16 protein-coding genes are annotated in these 13,654 nt (G+C 49.9%); 12 read left to right on the forward strand and 4 right to left on the reverse strand.

All coding sequences use genetic code 11. The annotated features are described in order from the left end of the window. Window positions 1-11 precede the first annotated feature (11 nt). From rsfS to ACJ67_RS04880, 4 genes are all read left to right on the forward strand, one after another. On the forward strand, window positions 12-383 hold the full coding sequence (rsfS, locus tag ACJ67_RS04865) for a ribosome silencing factor (RefSeq protein ID WP_049638110.1): 372 nt from the start codon (window positions 12-14) through the stop codon (window positions 381-383). A 120-nt stretch (window positions 384-503) separates the two neighbouring features. Continuing rightward, on the forward strand, window positions 504-971 hold the full coding sequence (gene rlmH, locus ACJ67_RS04870) for a 23S rRNA (pseudouridine(1915)-N(3))-methyltransferase RlmH (protein ID WP_049638111.1): 468 nt from the start codon (window positions 504-506) through the stop codon (window positions 969-971). 2 nt (window positions 972-973) lie between these two features. After that, the gene (locus tag ACJ67_RS04875; RefSeq protein ID WP_049638112.1) at window positions 974-2,407 is read left to right on the forward strand and encodes a deoxyribodipyrimidine photo-lyase; all 1,434 of its coding nucleotides are present in this window, start codon (window positions 974-976) and stop codon (window positions 2,405-2,407) included. A 222-nt stretch (window positions 2,408-2,629) separates the two neighbouring features. Next, window positions 2,630-3,706, forward strand: a complete 1,077-nt coding sequence (locus ACJ67_RS04880; RefSeq protein WP_049638113.1) for a VacJ family lipoprotein — start codon at window positions 2,630-2,632, stop codon at window positions 3,704-3,706. Between the two features lie 74 nt (window positions 3,707-3,780). Here the strand turns inward: ACJ67_RS04880 and pmbA are convergent, their stop codons facing one another. Beyond that, complete coding sequence (pmbA, locus tag ACJ67_RS04885; protein ID WP_049638114.1) at window positions 3,781-5,103, reverse strand: metalloprotease PmbA; 1,323 nt, start codon at window positions 5,101-5,103, stop codon at window positions 3,781-3,783. Between the two features lie 73 nt (window positions 5,104-5,176). Between pmbA and yjgA the strand changes: the two genes are divergently transcribed. Then, a complete protein-coding gene (gene yjgA, locus ACJ67_RS04890; RefSeq protein WP_049639779.1) occupies window positions 5,177-5,734 on the forward strand; it encodes a ribosome biogenesis factor YjgA in 558 nt (185 codons plus the stop codon). Between the two features lie 9 nt (window positions 5,735-5,743). Next, window positions 5,744-5,986: a sulfurtransferase TusA family protein gene (locus tag ACJ67_RS04895; protein ID WP_049638115.1), complete on the forward strand. Its 243-nt coding sequence runs from the start codon at window positions 5,744-5,746 to the stop codon at window positions 5,984-5,986. A gap of 196 nt (window positions 5,987-6,182) precedes the next feature. Here the strand turns inward: ACJ67_RS04895 and ACJ67_RS04900 are convergent, their stop codons facing one another. After that, window positions 6,183-8,156 (reverse strand): site-specific recombinase, encoded by a 1,974-nt coding sequence (locus ACJ67_RS04900; protein ID WP_049638116.1) that lies wholly within the window; start codon window positions 8,154-8,156, stop codon window positions 6,183-6,185. A gap of 53 nt (window positions 8,157-8,209) precedes the next feature. Beyond that, window positions 8,210-9,028: a PDZ domain-containing protein gene (locus ACJ67_RS04905; RefSeq protein ID WP_197080667.1), complete on the reverse strand. Its 819-nt coding sequence runs from the start codon at window positions 9,026-9,028 to the stop codon at window positions 8,210-8,212. A 40-nt stretch (window positions 9,029-9,068) separates the two neighbouring features. On the opposite strand from ACJ67_RS04905, the gene mog reads away from it, so the two are divergent. The 5 genes from mog to ACJ67_RS04930 all read left to right on the forward strand — a co-directional run bounded on the left by mog (window position 9,069) and on the right by ACJ67_RS04930 (window position 12,026). Beyond that, window positions 9,069-9,719 (forward strand): molybdopterin adenylyltransferase, encoded by a 651-nt coding sequence (gene mog, locus ACJ67_RS04910; RefSeq protein ID WP_197080688.1) that lies wholly within the window; start codon window positions 9,069-9,071, stop codon window positions 9,717-9,719. 14 nt (window positions 9,720-9,733) lie between these two features. Next, a complete protein-coding gene (locus ACJ67_RS04915; protein WP_049638117.1) occupies window positions 9,734-10,090 on the forward strand; it encodes a VanZ family protein in 357 nt (118 codons plus the stop codon). After that, window positions 10,083-11,030: a thiamine-phosphate kinase gene (gene thiL / locus ACJ67_RS04920; protein ID WP_049638118.1), complete on the forward strand. Its 948-nt coding sequence runs from the start codon at window positions 10,083-10,085 to the stop codon at window positions 11,028-11,030. Before ACJ67_RS04915 ends, thiL begins: the two co-directional genes overlap by 8 nt. Window positions 11,031-11,091: 61 nt before the next feature. Continuing rightward, on the forward strand, window positions 11,092-11,520 hold the full coding sequence (locus tag ACJ67_RS04925; protein WP_369799110.1) for a phosphatidylglycerophosphatase A: 429 nt from the start codon (window positions 11,092-11,094) through the stop codon (window positions 11,518-11,520). Continuing rightward, window positions 11,520-12,026, forward strand: a complete 507-nt coding sequence (locus ACJ67_RS04930; RefSeq protein WP_049638120.1) for a CinA family protein — start codon at window positions 11,520-11,522, stop codon at window positions 12,024-12,026. The genes ACJ67_RS04925 and ACJ67_RS04930 overlap by 1 nt, the downstream gene beginning before the upstream one ends. A gap of 19 nt (window positions 12,027-12,045) precedes the next feature. Here ACJ67_RS04930 and ACJ67_RS04935 read toward each other — a convergent pair whose 3' ends face one another. Further along, a complete protein-coding gene (locus ACJ67_RS04935) occupies window positions 12,046-12,390 on the reverse strand; it encodes a hypothetical protein (RefSeq protein ID WP_049638121.1) in 345 nt (114 codons plus the stop codon). Window positions 12,391-12,623: 233 nt separating this feature from the next. Here ACJ67_RS04935 and recA point away from each other — a divergent pair, with 233 nt between their 5' ends. Next, window positions 12,624-13,652 (forward strand): recombinase RecA, encoded by a 1,029-nt coding sequence (gene recA, locus ACJ67_RS04940; RefSeq protein ID WP_018985823.1) that lies wholly within the window; start codon window positions 12,624-12,626, stop codon window positions 13,650-13,652. The last annotated feature ends 2 nt before the right edge of the window (window positions 13,653-13,654 follow it).

Genomic DNA, 13,654 nt, shown 5'->3' on the forward strand with positions numbered 1-13,654 from the left:
TGAGTACGCCTATGCAACCTAACATTGATGTGTTGTCTCTTGAGGACATGAAGCTGGCCGTTGTTGACGCGCTGGAAGATATTAAGGCTTTTGATATTACTGTCATGGATGTGCGTCATATGACGGCAGTGACCAGCTACATGGTTGTCGCTAGCGGTAACTCCACTCGCCAATGCAAGGCGATTGCCGATAACGTGCGCGAAAGGCTCAAGGAAAAAGGCGTAGATACACGCGGTGTCGAGGGCGAGAAAGAAGGGGAGTGGGTGCTGGTGGACTTGGGCGACATCGTCGTTCATGTCATGGTGCCAACAACACGCGCCTACTACAATATCGAACAACTGTGGAGCGAGTCTCAGTCTCGCCGTGCGGCCTCTGCTGCTTAAACGACTTTTATCTTTGAAGGTAGTGTGCGTGCGGAACGTGCGCACACGTCGCGTAGTCGCCAGTTCTACACTTGGCGGTGTCAATGCTTTCCTCCGCTTTTCTCATGCAATCATTACGCCATGAAGCTCAATATTATCTCTGTCGGTCACAAAATGCCCGATTGGGTAGAGTCTGCATGCGCTGAGTATCTCAAGCGCATGCCCCGTGAGCTCGAAACACGTATCATCGAAATTAAACCTGATAAACGTGCCTCCGGCAAAAACAGCGAAGTGGTGCAAGAAGCAGAAGCCAAACGCATCCTGGAAGTGGCCGGTAAAGATTACCTGGTTGCGCTGGACGAACGCGGTCAGGCCGTGACCACCTTGCAATTGGCAGAAAAGCTCAAAAGCTGGCAAGAGATGGGGCGCGACGTATCATTGGTCATAGGCGGGGCGGATGGCTTGCATGCCCAACTCAAAGCTCAGGCGCAATGGCTATTCAGTTTATCTAAATTGACCATGCCGCATGGCATGGTACGTGTCATGCTGGCCGAGCAACTTTACCGCGCGCACACTGTTCTAAGCGGTCATCCTTATCACCGGGAATAAATATGTCCACTGCCTTGGTCTGGTTGCGTCGCGATTTGCGCGATGATGATCATGCGGCGCTTTACCATGCATTGAAGCGCCATACGCAAGTCTATGTCGCTTTCGTGTTTGATACCGATATTCTGGATCATCTCGCAGACAAACAGGACCGCAGGGTAGAGTTTATCTGGGAGAGTGTTCGTGAACTCAAACAGTCCCTGCAAGCGCACGGCGCTGACTTGATTGTGCTGCACGGTCCGGCAAAAGTTGAGATACCGGCGCTGGCGCAAACACTGCAAGTCACCGCAGTGTTTGCCAACAGGGATTACGAGCCAGTCGCTATCGCGCGTGATGAAGAGGTTGCCAATACTTTATTGGCAACAAATCGGACGCTAGACTTGTTTAAAGACCAGGTCTTGTTTGAGCAGGACGAGGTCATGACGCAAGCGGGAAAACCCTATGGTGTATTTACCCCTTATAAAAATGCGCACCTCGCCAAATTAAATGCCTTTTATCTCAAGGCTTATCCAGTTAAAAAATATTGGAGTCATCTTGCGCAGACCAACCCAGAGCCTATGCCGACACTGGAGTCACTAGGTTTTCAGCGCACAAACCTTATAGACTTGCGCTTGCCCACTGGCATGTCTGGCGCACAGCAGTTGTTTAAAGATTTTTTGCATCGTATAGACCAATACCACGATGCGCGTAACTATCCTGCTGTCAAAGGGGTGTCTTATCTCTCAGTGCATTTGCGTTTTGGCACCATTTCCATCCGGCAATTAGGTGCAGCCGCCTGGCAGTTATCTTTGGCAGGTAACGAAGGCGCAGCCACCTGGTTAAGCGAGCTGATCTGGCGAGACTTTTATTTCCAGGTATTGTTTCACCGCCCAGATTTACAGCAAGGTAAATCTTATAAACCTGAATATGAATCGCTGCCTTTCCCTAACGATAAACAGTGGTTTGCAGCATGGTGCGAAGGGCGTACTGGCTTCCCCATTGTGGATGCTGCGATGCGGCAATTGAATCAAACGGGTTACATGCATAATCGCCTGCGTATGGTGGTGGCCAGTTTCCTAGTCAAGGACCTGCTGATTGACTGGCGCTGGGGTGAGCGTTACTTTGCCGAGAAATTGATTGATTTTGACTTTGCAGCCAATAATGGGGGGTGGCAATGGGCAGCCTCTACAGGTTGTGACGCACAACCCTATTTCAGGATATTCAATCCGCAATCGCAATCAGAAAAATTTGATCCGCAAGGTAAATTTATCCGTAAATATTTACCGGAACTTTCAGACCTGGGGGAGCAGCGAATTCATGCGCCATGGGATCCGCGTTTCCATAAAAAAAGCTTGTTCGATAAGTCATCGGCTATGGATTACCCCATGCCTGTGGTAGATCATGCAGTACAGCGCGAGCTGGCTTTGCGCTTATACAAAAATAATGTGAAGCAAAGATGACATTTGATGTAGAATAAAAACGATTTACTTCGTGTTATGGTTAATTTGGGATAAGGCTATGCTGGTATAGTTCACTGACCATTTGACAGAGATTCCTTCATTTTTAGAAGAAATATCCGTTAACAGTGATGGCAGGTCTTAACGAATTACACACTGCAAGCAACAACGTTGGGGATACAAATTTTAAGTACGCTTGAGCAGCTTCTGAATATAATGACTAATATGAAAAAATTAAGAGCGATAGTATTGATTGCAGTCCTGTCTGGTGTCTCTGGTTGTGCAACAACCAATAAAGACCCGTTAGAAGGCATTAACCGGGGAATCTATAAATTTAACGACGTGGCTGACCGCTATGCAATGAAGCCAGTCGCAAAAGCCTATAAGGCTGTCGCGCCTACGCCTGTGCGTACAGGCATCAGCAACTTCTTCAGCAACCTCGGCACATTGACGACCATCGTCAACGACTTGTTGCAGCTGAAGTTTGCCCAGGCTTTTACGGACGCTGGCCGTTTTGTGATCAACTCTACCTTTGGTATCGCTGGATTTATTGATGTTGCCAGTATGGACAATGTCCCCAAGCACCAGGAAGATTTTGGTCAAACGTTGGGTTACTGGGGAGTGGGCTCGGGTGCCTACCTCGTTCTGCCTATCCTCGGGCCAAGCACCGTGCGTGATGCCAGTGGTCTTTTCATCGATACTGTGACGTCAGACCCGATCACTTACCTGCATAATACCGGCCAAATCCGCGCCCACAACCAGGTTCGTGCAGTTCAGTTGCTGGACAGACGTACCCAATTGCTTGATGCGACTGATTTGGTTGATAACGCATCTATCGATCCTTATGCATTTATGCGCGATGCTTATCTGCAGCGTCGTGCAAGCCTGATTCAGGATGGGCTGGTTCCTCAAGAACTGTTGCAAGACGAGTTTGAGCCTGCAGATGAGGATGCGCCAGCTCAATCTGACCTGCAGCCATCTTCAAGCGCTGATGCTGTGTTGCTGCAATCTGCTGCGCCTATCGAAGAGGCGAACGAAACGACAGAAGTAGTAGAGTCAGCAACTGAAACCGAGTCACTAGCAGAGACCACTGATACAACTGTGGCAGTAAAGCCTGCTGCGGAAATCAGTGAGTCAGCCGAAATGACACCTGAAGCTATTGATGAATTGCCGCCATTACTGGAGCAAGCGGATCAGTCAGTTGAGGATGTGCCTGCGCTTGAGTCTGACGCAGCGGCACTGGTTGCTGGCGTGGATGAGACGTTGCTCACGGTTGAAGCCGTGACTCCGGCAGCAAAATAATATTTTTACCATCACTAATAAAAAAGGCTTTGCACTGCAAAGCCTTTTTTATTGTGTCATCCTTTTAAGATTGATTATTCTCCTGAGGCGACGGTCATACGATCCACTAGGATTGAACCAGTTAGCCTGGAACTATGCGGGATATGGTCTGTACCAATCGCAACAATGCCTTTAAGAATCTCTTTCATATTGCTGGCAATGGTAATTTCTTCGACCGGGTGCATGATTTCTCCATTTTCTACCCAATAGCCTGCTGCGCCCCTGGAGTAATCGCCTGTGACCATATTCATGCCATGCCCTAGCAATTCTGTCACCAGTAGACCTGTCCCCATGGTTTGCAACAAGTCCGCCAGGGAGTGGCCTGTAGAGCGAACCAGGATATTATGCGCGCCGCCAGCATTTCCTGTGGATTGCATGCCTAACTTGCGTGCGGAGTAACTGCCGAGTAAATAACCCTGCAATACACCCTTTTCAACCAGCCTACGCGGGCGGCAAGCAACCCCTTCATTGTCAAAAGGACTGCTGGCTGCGCCTTTGAGTAAAAAAGGATCTTCATCAATCTGCAGCAACGGGCTGGCAATTTGCTGCCCCAGACTATCAAGCAGGAATGAGGACTTACGGTACAAGTTGCCTCCCGAAATAGCACTGATCAGCGTGCTGATCAACCCGCTAGCCAGGGGTGCTTCGAATATCACCGGATATTGTCCGGTTTTGATCGGGCGGGCGCCCAGGCGCCTGACTGTGCGGGAGCCTGCGATCTGCCCCACTTGTTCCGGGGTATCCAAGTCTAGCACATCACGCGCGCTGCTATACCAGTAGTCGCGCTGCATCAGCCCATTTGCCTCGGCAATGACCGAGCAGCTAATACTATGGCGTGAGCTGGGGTATCCGCCTATGAACCCATGGCTGTTGGCATAGGCAAATGCACCGCTTTGGCTGTAAATGCTTGCTCCCTCACTATTGCTGATACGTGGGTCGACAGCCAGTGCTGCTGCTTCACAGCGCTTTGCCAGCGCCAGGGCAGCATCCACATCGATATGCCAGGGATGATGCAGGGATAAATCTGGAAACGCTGTTGCCATCAAGTTGGCATCCGCCAGCCCGCAGAAGGGATCTTCCGCCGTGTATTTGGCAATATTGCAAGCAGCTTCAACCGTGTCTTTCAAGGCTTGCGGACTGAGGTCTGAGGTGCTGGCGTAACCTTTTCTTTGACCGAAATACACCGTGACCGAACAGCCTTTGTCGCGATTGTATTCAATATTTTCAGTCTCGCCCTGTCGGACAGAAACATTTTGACCAGTGCCAAAACTGATTTCGGTCTCGGCACTGCTGGCACCGGCTTTACGCGTCAATTGAATGATGTCTTGGGCAATTTGTTGAAGTTGATACTGTTGCATGCTGATGCGCTTGTTTTTTGCTTGGCAGTTAAAGCTGTTATCATACCGTGATTTGGCAGAGATTGCTTTCACCATGACATCTGAAACCTTTGATGATTCCCAACCCAGTAAAACACGCCTTAAGGCGGAGGCAGACGCCGCGCAAGACATTGGCCGTAAACTCGTTGAACTACCAAAGGACAAGTTAAAAAAGTTGCAGCTTGAGGAAAGTCTTATGGATGCGATCACAGAAGCTAAGCGCATTACCTCCAATGGGGCGATTCGTCGTCAAATGCAGTATATTGGGCGACTGATGCGGGAGACTGATTTGGCGCCTATTGTTGAACAGCTGGAAAAGTGGGAAGGCAAGCATCAAGAGGAAAATGCCCGTTTCCATCATATGGAGCGGTGGCGTATCCGGTTATTGGAAGAAGCAAAAGCAATTGAGTTGTTCCTTGCCGAGTTTCCTCAAACCAATGTGCAGCAAATGCGGACCTTAATCCGGAATGCGCAGAAAGAACATGCTGCTGGAAAGCCGCCTAAAAGTAGCCGTGAGCTATTCAAGATGATAAGGGAAATCATGGAAGGTAAGAGCGTCGTCGCAGACGAGGGGTTTGACGATGGTGGATTCGAAGACGGAATGTCTGAGTAAGGAGGAGATATGCACACCAACATTGATATAGAGCTTGATTTAACCGGTTTGGACAGTCCCTTGCCGATGTTAAAAACAAAAGAGTTACTGGATAGCCTGTCATCAGGTCAGGTGGTACTTGTGAAAACGACGGCTGCGGGTAGTGAGCAGAACATTCGTAATTTGATCAATAACCATCCCGTCACCTTATTGTCGCTGCACAAGCAAGATGGCGTATTCAACTTTTTAATTGAAAAAGACGCTGCCCTGTAAACCGGGTAATAGCTATTCTTTGCGATTAGCTATACCGTATGTATAAAGGACACAAGGAATAAGTGGCTGTGCGGGCAAATTGCTGCGTTGCGCGGTACTCGAAACCTCGCTGTACATCGCGTAATATCTTGGTTTCTGCGTTCCGTGCGCCTTGCACTTTATCCCGCTCGCTCACTTATTCCGTGTATCCCTAAACTTAATCAACTGGCTTCTTGGGCGGCAATAAAAATCTGCCTGGGTGGCGATAAAGTGCAGTGAATAATTCCAGCCAAAACGCTTTCCAGTGGCGGTAACGTACTTTTCTTGATTTCATCGCGACATAAATGGCCAGGCCAAAACTGGTGATCAGGTTAAGGGTGCCGACCAAGGCAATGCCGAGAATGGCTGTGCCAACAATATATTCGCTGACCTGGAAGTCTAGCGCAGGGAGAGAATAGCCGGTGAACGCTGCCACAAAAGTCACATGACGGATATCTAGCGGTAATCCCAGCATCACGCCTAAACCTGAGGCAAAGCCCAATAGGCAGCCAAAGTAAAAGTTTCCGGCCAATGCTCCCAGGTTATGGCGGATATAGTCAGTAATGCGCCACAAGCGTTCTTTACCCAATAATTTTTGTAGCCATGTTAAATGGCTTAGCCGCTCGGGGATGCGGTTATACGCTGCCAGGTTGTCGTGATAACCTGCGATCAGGCCAGACAGGAATAAACACACTCCAGCCACCGCAGCGTACCAGGCGGTCAAGCTGATTAACGGATTATTGCTATCCAGTAATGCATGCGCTTTTTCTGTCCCGATAAAGTGATGCCCCGTGGCCTCCATGATCAACCAGTCTATCAGTATTGCTACCGGAATCACCACGACCACATTGCCCAAGATAGCAATGGTTTGGCTACTTGTGGTTTGTGCCACGATATTGACCAGGTTGTGTATGTTTTTGCTGTCGTGACCATGATCATCAATGCTCGCCGCAATGGTCGCCGCGGTCATGGCGGGCTGCTTGGTTGCCACTGTAAAGTGCAGCAGATGAATGATGACAAAGCCCAGGCCATAATTGAGGCTGAATAAAATAGCCTCGGTGAGTGGCGGTAAATGGTAGCTGGCGATGATGATTTTAAACATGGCCATGACCGCGATGATGACACCAGCCCCCATGGCCGACCCCATGAGTTTGTAGTATTCGCTACGATGTTGCGCAATATAATGCTCGCCGGTATGGCTGGCGTTCTCAGTGACGCGTAAAGCCAGCAGTTCGGTATTTTGGCGCCAGTAATCCGACAGGTTGTTTTTCTTGCACTCTGCATTCACTAATTGTTTCAACAGGCGTGTAATCGCCTGGCTGACATCATGCTTGAGGATGAGTCCATGCAGAATATCCACCACCAGTTGCATACGCTGGATTTGCTGCAAAATACGTTGCATCAATGCGGTCAGGGAGATGCTCGTCCCCGTTTTTGCATTAGCCTTACGGATTTCATAGGTCAGTTGTTCGCAGCGCTTAAGCACGCTGTACAGATGCTGCACATCTTCAGCCTGGATACTCGATAAAGCGAGAAACTTCTGGATCTCAATATTTTGGGTAATGAATGGTGAGGAATTCGACTCCAGGTCTTCGTGTTGCAGAATCAACTCTGGATCCAGTCCCGAGGCTGATAGCCGGAAAGACAGCACTTGCAGCGCGTCTTTCAGCTCCTGAATACAGTTTTGCTGCAGTTGCCAGTCGCCACGGCTGATATCCAGCGTCAACATGAAGTCTCGCCAAATCTGGTCTGGCATGCCGGTCACCCAGTCGGCATCGTCATTTTGATGAAAAATCTGGCCGAACACATCCTTCAGATATTTGGGATCAGGCACATCCGGCAGGATTTTATGCGAAAGTCGGCGATAAATTTCAGTAAAAAAGCCCAGGTCTGACTGGATGCCATGATCTGAATAAAGCGAGATCACCGATTTTTCGTTGAGCAGGCGTAACAAACTGTTCCGCAACAGGATGGCAAACTGAGGTTGCTGTTGCAATAAGAAACACAATGCTTGCAGAGCATTGCTGGCGCTTTCAATATCGGTCGATTCTTTAGGCCGAATGTTGTCGAATAAGGCGCGTATAAATTCAATATCATTGATATCGCCAGCCGCTTCTCGGGCAGTCTGGTGATCAAAAATGGGGCGAAACATGTGAAACACTTTCTTTGATACTGGTTAGGGCAAGGATAACATGCGCTGATGTTTTAAAGCTGCGCCTCCAGTTGTACAGGCTCATTTTGTCGTTCCAATTGTAATTGAACCAATTTCCCGCGGTATTTGCGTACCAGGTTAGAGAGTTCGGCGGCATCCTGCACTTTTTCCTGGTTAATGCTTAGTAGCTGGTCACCACGTAGCAGGCCTGCTTTTTCGGCTGCAGAGCCGTGAATGACGGCAATCACTCGTACGCCATCGCTACTTGCGGGGCGTACTTGTTTGTCATTGTTTTCTGTGGTGGTGGAGCGGGGCACCAGTTTGATCACGTGCACACCTAATACAGGCGACGGTAACTTTGCCCAGTAAGTGGCGTAATAGCGATATTTTGTCGGATCGACCGCCATGTCTTTTTCTGTCAGAGCCTTTCCTTTCCTGCTCGCCTCCTTAATCATTTCCATTTTAGAAGCGGGCGTCGTATTCCCGGCTTTTTTGACATAGACAAGGATACTATCGGCCTGGATGGTGCGCCCATGGCTGATTGCTTGCTCGGCCGGGACAACCTCAGCTTCAAAGCTGCTCACTCCCATCAGGTCATAGCCGTTTTCAAGCATGTTGATATTATCCTCGTCTCTACGGGTGCCGCTGAATATTTTAGGTTCTGGATTTGCCTGCATGGAGTGCAAATTGCCCTGGTTCTGTGCCTGGTAATTACTGGCGTAAGGATTGTCTTCTGCGCGTGTTGCACGGCTGGTTAGCAGTGTCGCGGCAATGAGTAAAAGCGTTAGCCATAAAAATGATTTTGCCGGTGGCTGATTTCTCCTCAAGCTTGCTGATCTAGCCAGCTGCTCATGGTTGCACAGTGTATTCATTAGGTTTCTCCATGATCGAATAACAGTTTGTGATGTTATGATGTACCAGTACATTAACACAGACCCCATCTACAAGGTTATGCAAGAAGACATTACGCGTATCGGATTAGTTTCGATCAGCGACCGAGCTTCACAAGGCGTTTATGAGGACAAGGGAATTCCTGCGCTCACATCGTGGTTGGCTCAGGCCTTGGTTTCTCCATATACGTTGTCCTCCCGACTGATTGCAGACGATCAGGACACTATCTCAAATACGCTCAAGCAATTAGTCGACGACGAAGGCTGTCACTTGGTGTTGACCACGGGAGGGACGGGGCCTGCACTCCGCGATGTCACGCCTGAGGCGACATTGGCGGTGGCTGACCGCGAGATGCCAGGTTTTGGTGAACAAATGCGGCAAATCAGTCTGCGGTTTGTGCCTACCGCTATTTTATCGCGCCAGGTGGCCGTCATCCGCAAGCAGTGCCTGATTATCAACTTGCCTGGCCAACCTAAATCTATCCAGGAAACGCTGGAAGGTCTCAAGGATAACCACGGCAATACACTGGTGCCGGGAATCTTTGCAGCAGTACCATATTGCCTGGATCTGCTCGCCACACCCGATTGCGCCATGCCTTATCTGGAAACGAATGAGGCTCTGGTGAAATCATTTCGGCCCAAGTCTGCCATACGTCAGTCAGCTTCCCGTTAACAGAACGGAAATCCATGTTTTACAAAAATACTTATCAGTTTATTTTTATCCTTTGCCTGGTCATATTGACGTATTTGTTGCTGATGGAAATGGCGCCTGCAAAAGAGGTGTCGCTTTATAAAGATAAACTGCAGCATATCGTCGCATTCGGTGGCGTGACTTTCTGGGGGCTGCTAGCATTTCGGCATTACTCTAAAATGATCATGCTGGGTCTGGCGATTTTGGGGGCAGTCATGGAGGTATTACAAGGGGTATTGACGACTACTAGGCAACCAAGTGTTTATGACTGGTTGGCAGACGTCGTCGGCATTTTGTTAGCCTGGGTGATGTTATTGGTTTGGCAGCGCTGGTGGAACAAGCGACGTGGCTGAGTTTGATATTATCGCTAAATACTTTACCCGACCTGCCCAAGCGGATCTCGGCATTGGGGATGATGCCGCGCTGATCCGTGTCCGTGACGGCCACCAACTTGCCGTGTCTGCAGATGTGTCAGTCGCTGGCACGCATTTCTTTGCTGACATAGACGCGTTTGCGATTGGCTGGAAGTCCATGGCCGTCAATGTCAGCGATATGGCAGCCATGGGCGCGGAACCAAAATGGGCGACTTTGTCGATAGCTTTGCCTGAGCTGGATGAATCATGGTTGCAGGACTTTAGCGATGGGCTATTTGCGTGTGCAGAGACATTTGGTGTGTCGCTGATTGGCGGAGATACCACGCGGGGGCCGTTGAATATCGCCATCAATATCATGGGTGAAGTACCATGCGGGCAGGCGCTGCAACGTAGTGGTGCGCAAGTTGGGGATGATATCTGGGTCAGTGGCGAGTTGGGGCGTGCCGCCTTGTGGCTTCAGAATCGCTTGGGCCGGATTGTGCTGCATGGAGAAGACGTTGCCATGCTGGCCACGGCCATGCATCATCCTCAACCGCGTGTCGCCCTGGGGCAGGCATTGCGTGGTATTGCAACAGCAGCACTGGATATTTCGGATGGCTTGCTGGCGGATTTAGGACATATTTTGAAGGCCTCCAAGGTCGGGGCGATGCTGGATTGGCGAGCGATTTCACCGCCTGTCTTGCAGTACTCGCAAGTCAGTGAACGGGTCATGCAGCAGGCTGTATTAACGGGAGGTGATGATTATGAACTGTGTTTTACCGCGCCAGCGACGGAGCGGCAGAGTGTACTCGCCCTCTCGTGGCAGTTGGGTTTGCCCTTGAATCGCATCGGGAAAGTTCAGGCTGAGCCAGGGCTGCAAGTCTTTGATGCGAATAACCCCATCCTGCTGTCGCAGAAAGGATACGACCATTTTGGCTAGTGGAATTCAGCACAAAGTGCAACCCAGTTGGCGGTTATTGTTCGCGCATCCCTTGCATTGCCTGAGTTTTGGTTTCGGCACTGGGTTGTCACCAAAAGCGCCAGGGACAGTCGGCACCCTATTAGGCTTTCCACTTTATTGGTTGTTGATGGACTTGCCGGTGAGTCAACAGTGGCTAGTTCTGGTTGGGTTGTTCTTATTTGGTATTTGGTGTTGCGAGTTTACAGGTCGCGCGCTAGGTGTCAGTGACCACGGTGCTATCGTTTGGGATGAAGTGGTCGCCATGGCCGTCGTATTAATCGCCGTGCCACTGTCTATTGTTTGGGGGTTGGCCGCATTTGCCTGTTTCCGTTTGTTTGATATCTGGAAACCTTTCCCGATTAGCTGGGCTGACCGTCATGTCAAAGGTGGATTGGGTGTGATGTTGGATGATGCACTGGCCGCCGTCATGGCGATACTTGTTTTGCAAGTTGTGCAAAGGATAGTGTGATGCCATCTTTGCTGGAGTTAAGTGCTGATTTGGGACAGGCGTTGCAGGCGCAAGGTTGGCAATTAGCGCTCGCGGAGTCTTGTACGGGAGGCATGATTGCAGAATCAGTGACTGCCATTGCGGGCAGCTCTGCCTGGTTTGATCGCGGCTTTGTGACGTACAGTAATGCCGCAAAAATTGATATGCTGACTGTGCCTGAGAGGCTGATTGCGGAGCATGGAGCTGTGAGTGAACCCGTAGCAAGAGCAATGGCGATGGGCGCCTTGCAACGTAGTCAGGCAAATATCAGTGGTGCCGTTACCGGGATTGCTGGGCCAAGTGGCGGCTCAGCATTAAAACCGGTAGGAACAGTATGCTTTGCCTGGGCGATGCGCGACGGTGAAAATCAGGACAATCAAATTGTGATCGAAACCCGTCATTTCGAAGGCGACCGCACACAGGTACGGCAACAAGCCGCCAGTCATCTTCTGACGGGCTTGCTGCGGCTGATCAATCGCTCAGACTAATAATCTGGCGTTGATCATGCTAGCGGTGGTGATGGTGATGTCCGTGACCACGTCCCCAGTTACCACCGTGAAAGTTTCTTGGGCCATAGTTGTAACCGCCGTAGCCGCCATTTCCGTATGAAAACTGTATAAACCCAGGCGCTGGGGCAGGATAAGCTACTGCAGGCACACCATAAAAGTTACTTTGTGGGTGGCGGTAAACGACGACGGGTGGTGGCGCGTAATAAACGGGTGGTGGTGCATAGTATGCAGGCGGGTAAGGATTACCAACCACCACGCCTACAGACCAGTTATCTCCGGCTTGTGCGTTTAAAGCAGCCAGGCTACCCAATGCCAATCCGGTTAAATATTTTACGATTTTCATAAATTCTCCTCTCACGGAAAACATAATAATGCTCCCAGATTCCCTTAACGTGTCACCCTGATCAAGGTTGACAAGATTCAGGCCGAATTTTTAAGCCGAAATGACTGGCTTGAATTCATGGCTTCGCCATTTCACTGATGATCGATTTATGAAATAATTAGAAGTTATTGTTTGGATTATATAGCGTTTGTATAAACAGCGCATTTTTATCGCTAATAAAGAAGGTAATCAGCATGGATGACAACAAAAGCAAAGCGCTCGCCGCCGCACTTTCCCAAATTGAAAAGCAGTTCGGCAAAGGCTCCATTATGCGCATGGGCGATGCTGATATCGGCGAAGACCTGCAAGTGGTTTCCACCGGCTCACTGGGCCTGGATATCGCACTGGGGGTGGGTGGCTTGCCACGTGGCCGTATTATCGAAATTTATGGCCCTGAATCTTCCGGTAAAACCACATTGACTTTGTCTGCCATTGCCGAAATGCAAAAGCTGGGTGGTGTGGCCGCATTTATCGATGCTGAGCATGCCCTGGATCCACAGTACGCGGCCAAGCTGGGCGTAAATGTGCCTGAATTACTGATTTCACAACCTGACACCGGTGAGCAGGCGCTGGAAATTGCCGATATGCTGGTACGCTCCGGCTCTGTGGATATCGTGGTTGTTGACTCGGTGGCTGCCTTGACCCCACGTGCCGAAATTGAAGGTGAAATGGGTGACAGCCACATGGGCTTGCAGGCACGCCTGATGTCACAGGCATTGCGTAAGCTCACTGGTAACATCAAGCGTACCAATACGCTGGTGATCTTTATTAACCAGATCCGTATGAAGATCGGTGTCATGTTCGGTAATCCTGAAACGACCACCGGGGGTAACGCGCTCAAGTTTTACTCTTCTGTCCGCCTTGATATCCGCCGTACTGGTGCGATTAAAAAAGGCGACGAGGTCATTGGCTCCGAGACCAAGGTGAAGGTGATCAAGAACAAGGTTGCGCCGCCGTTCAAACAGGCTGAATTCGACATCATGTACGGCGAAGGTATTTCCCGTCTGGGCGAAATCATTGAATTGGGTACGAATTTGAAACTGGTTGAGAAATCAGGTGCGTGGTACAGCTACAACGGTGAAAAAATCGGCCAGGGTAAAGAAAACGCTAAAGAGTTCCTGCGCGAAAATCCAGCCATTGCGGCCGAAATTGAAGCCAAGATTCGCGACAACTCCAATGTGCTGGCAGATAGCATGACTGCGGCCAGAAGTGAGGATGATTAAAC

It is taken from the genome of Methylophilus sp. TWE2 (assembly GCF_001183865.1).
Taxonomy (GTDB): domain Bacteria; phylum Pseudomonadota; class Gammaproteobacteria; order Burkholderiales; family Methylophilaceae; genus Methylophilus.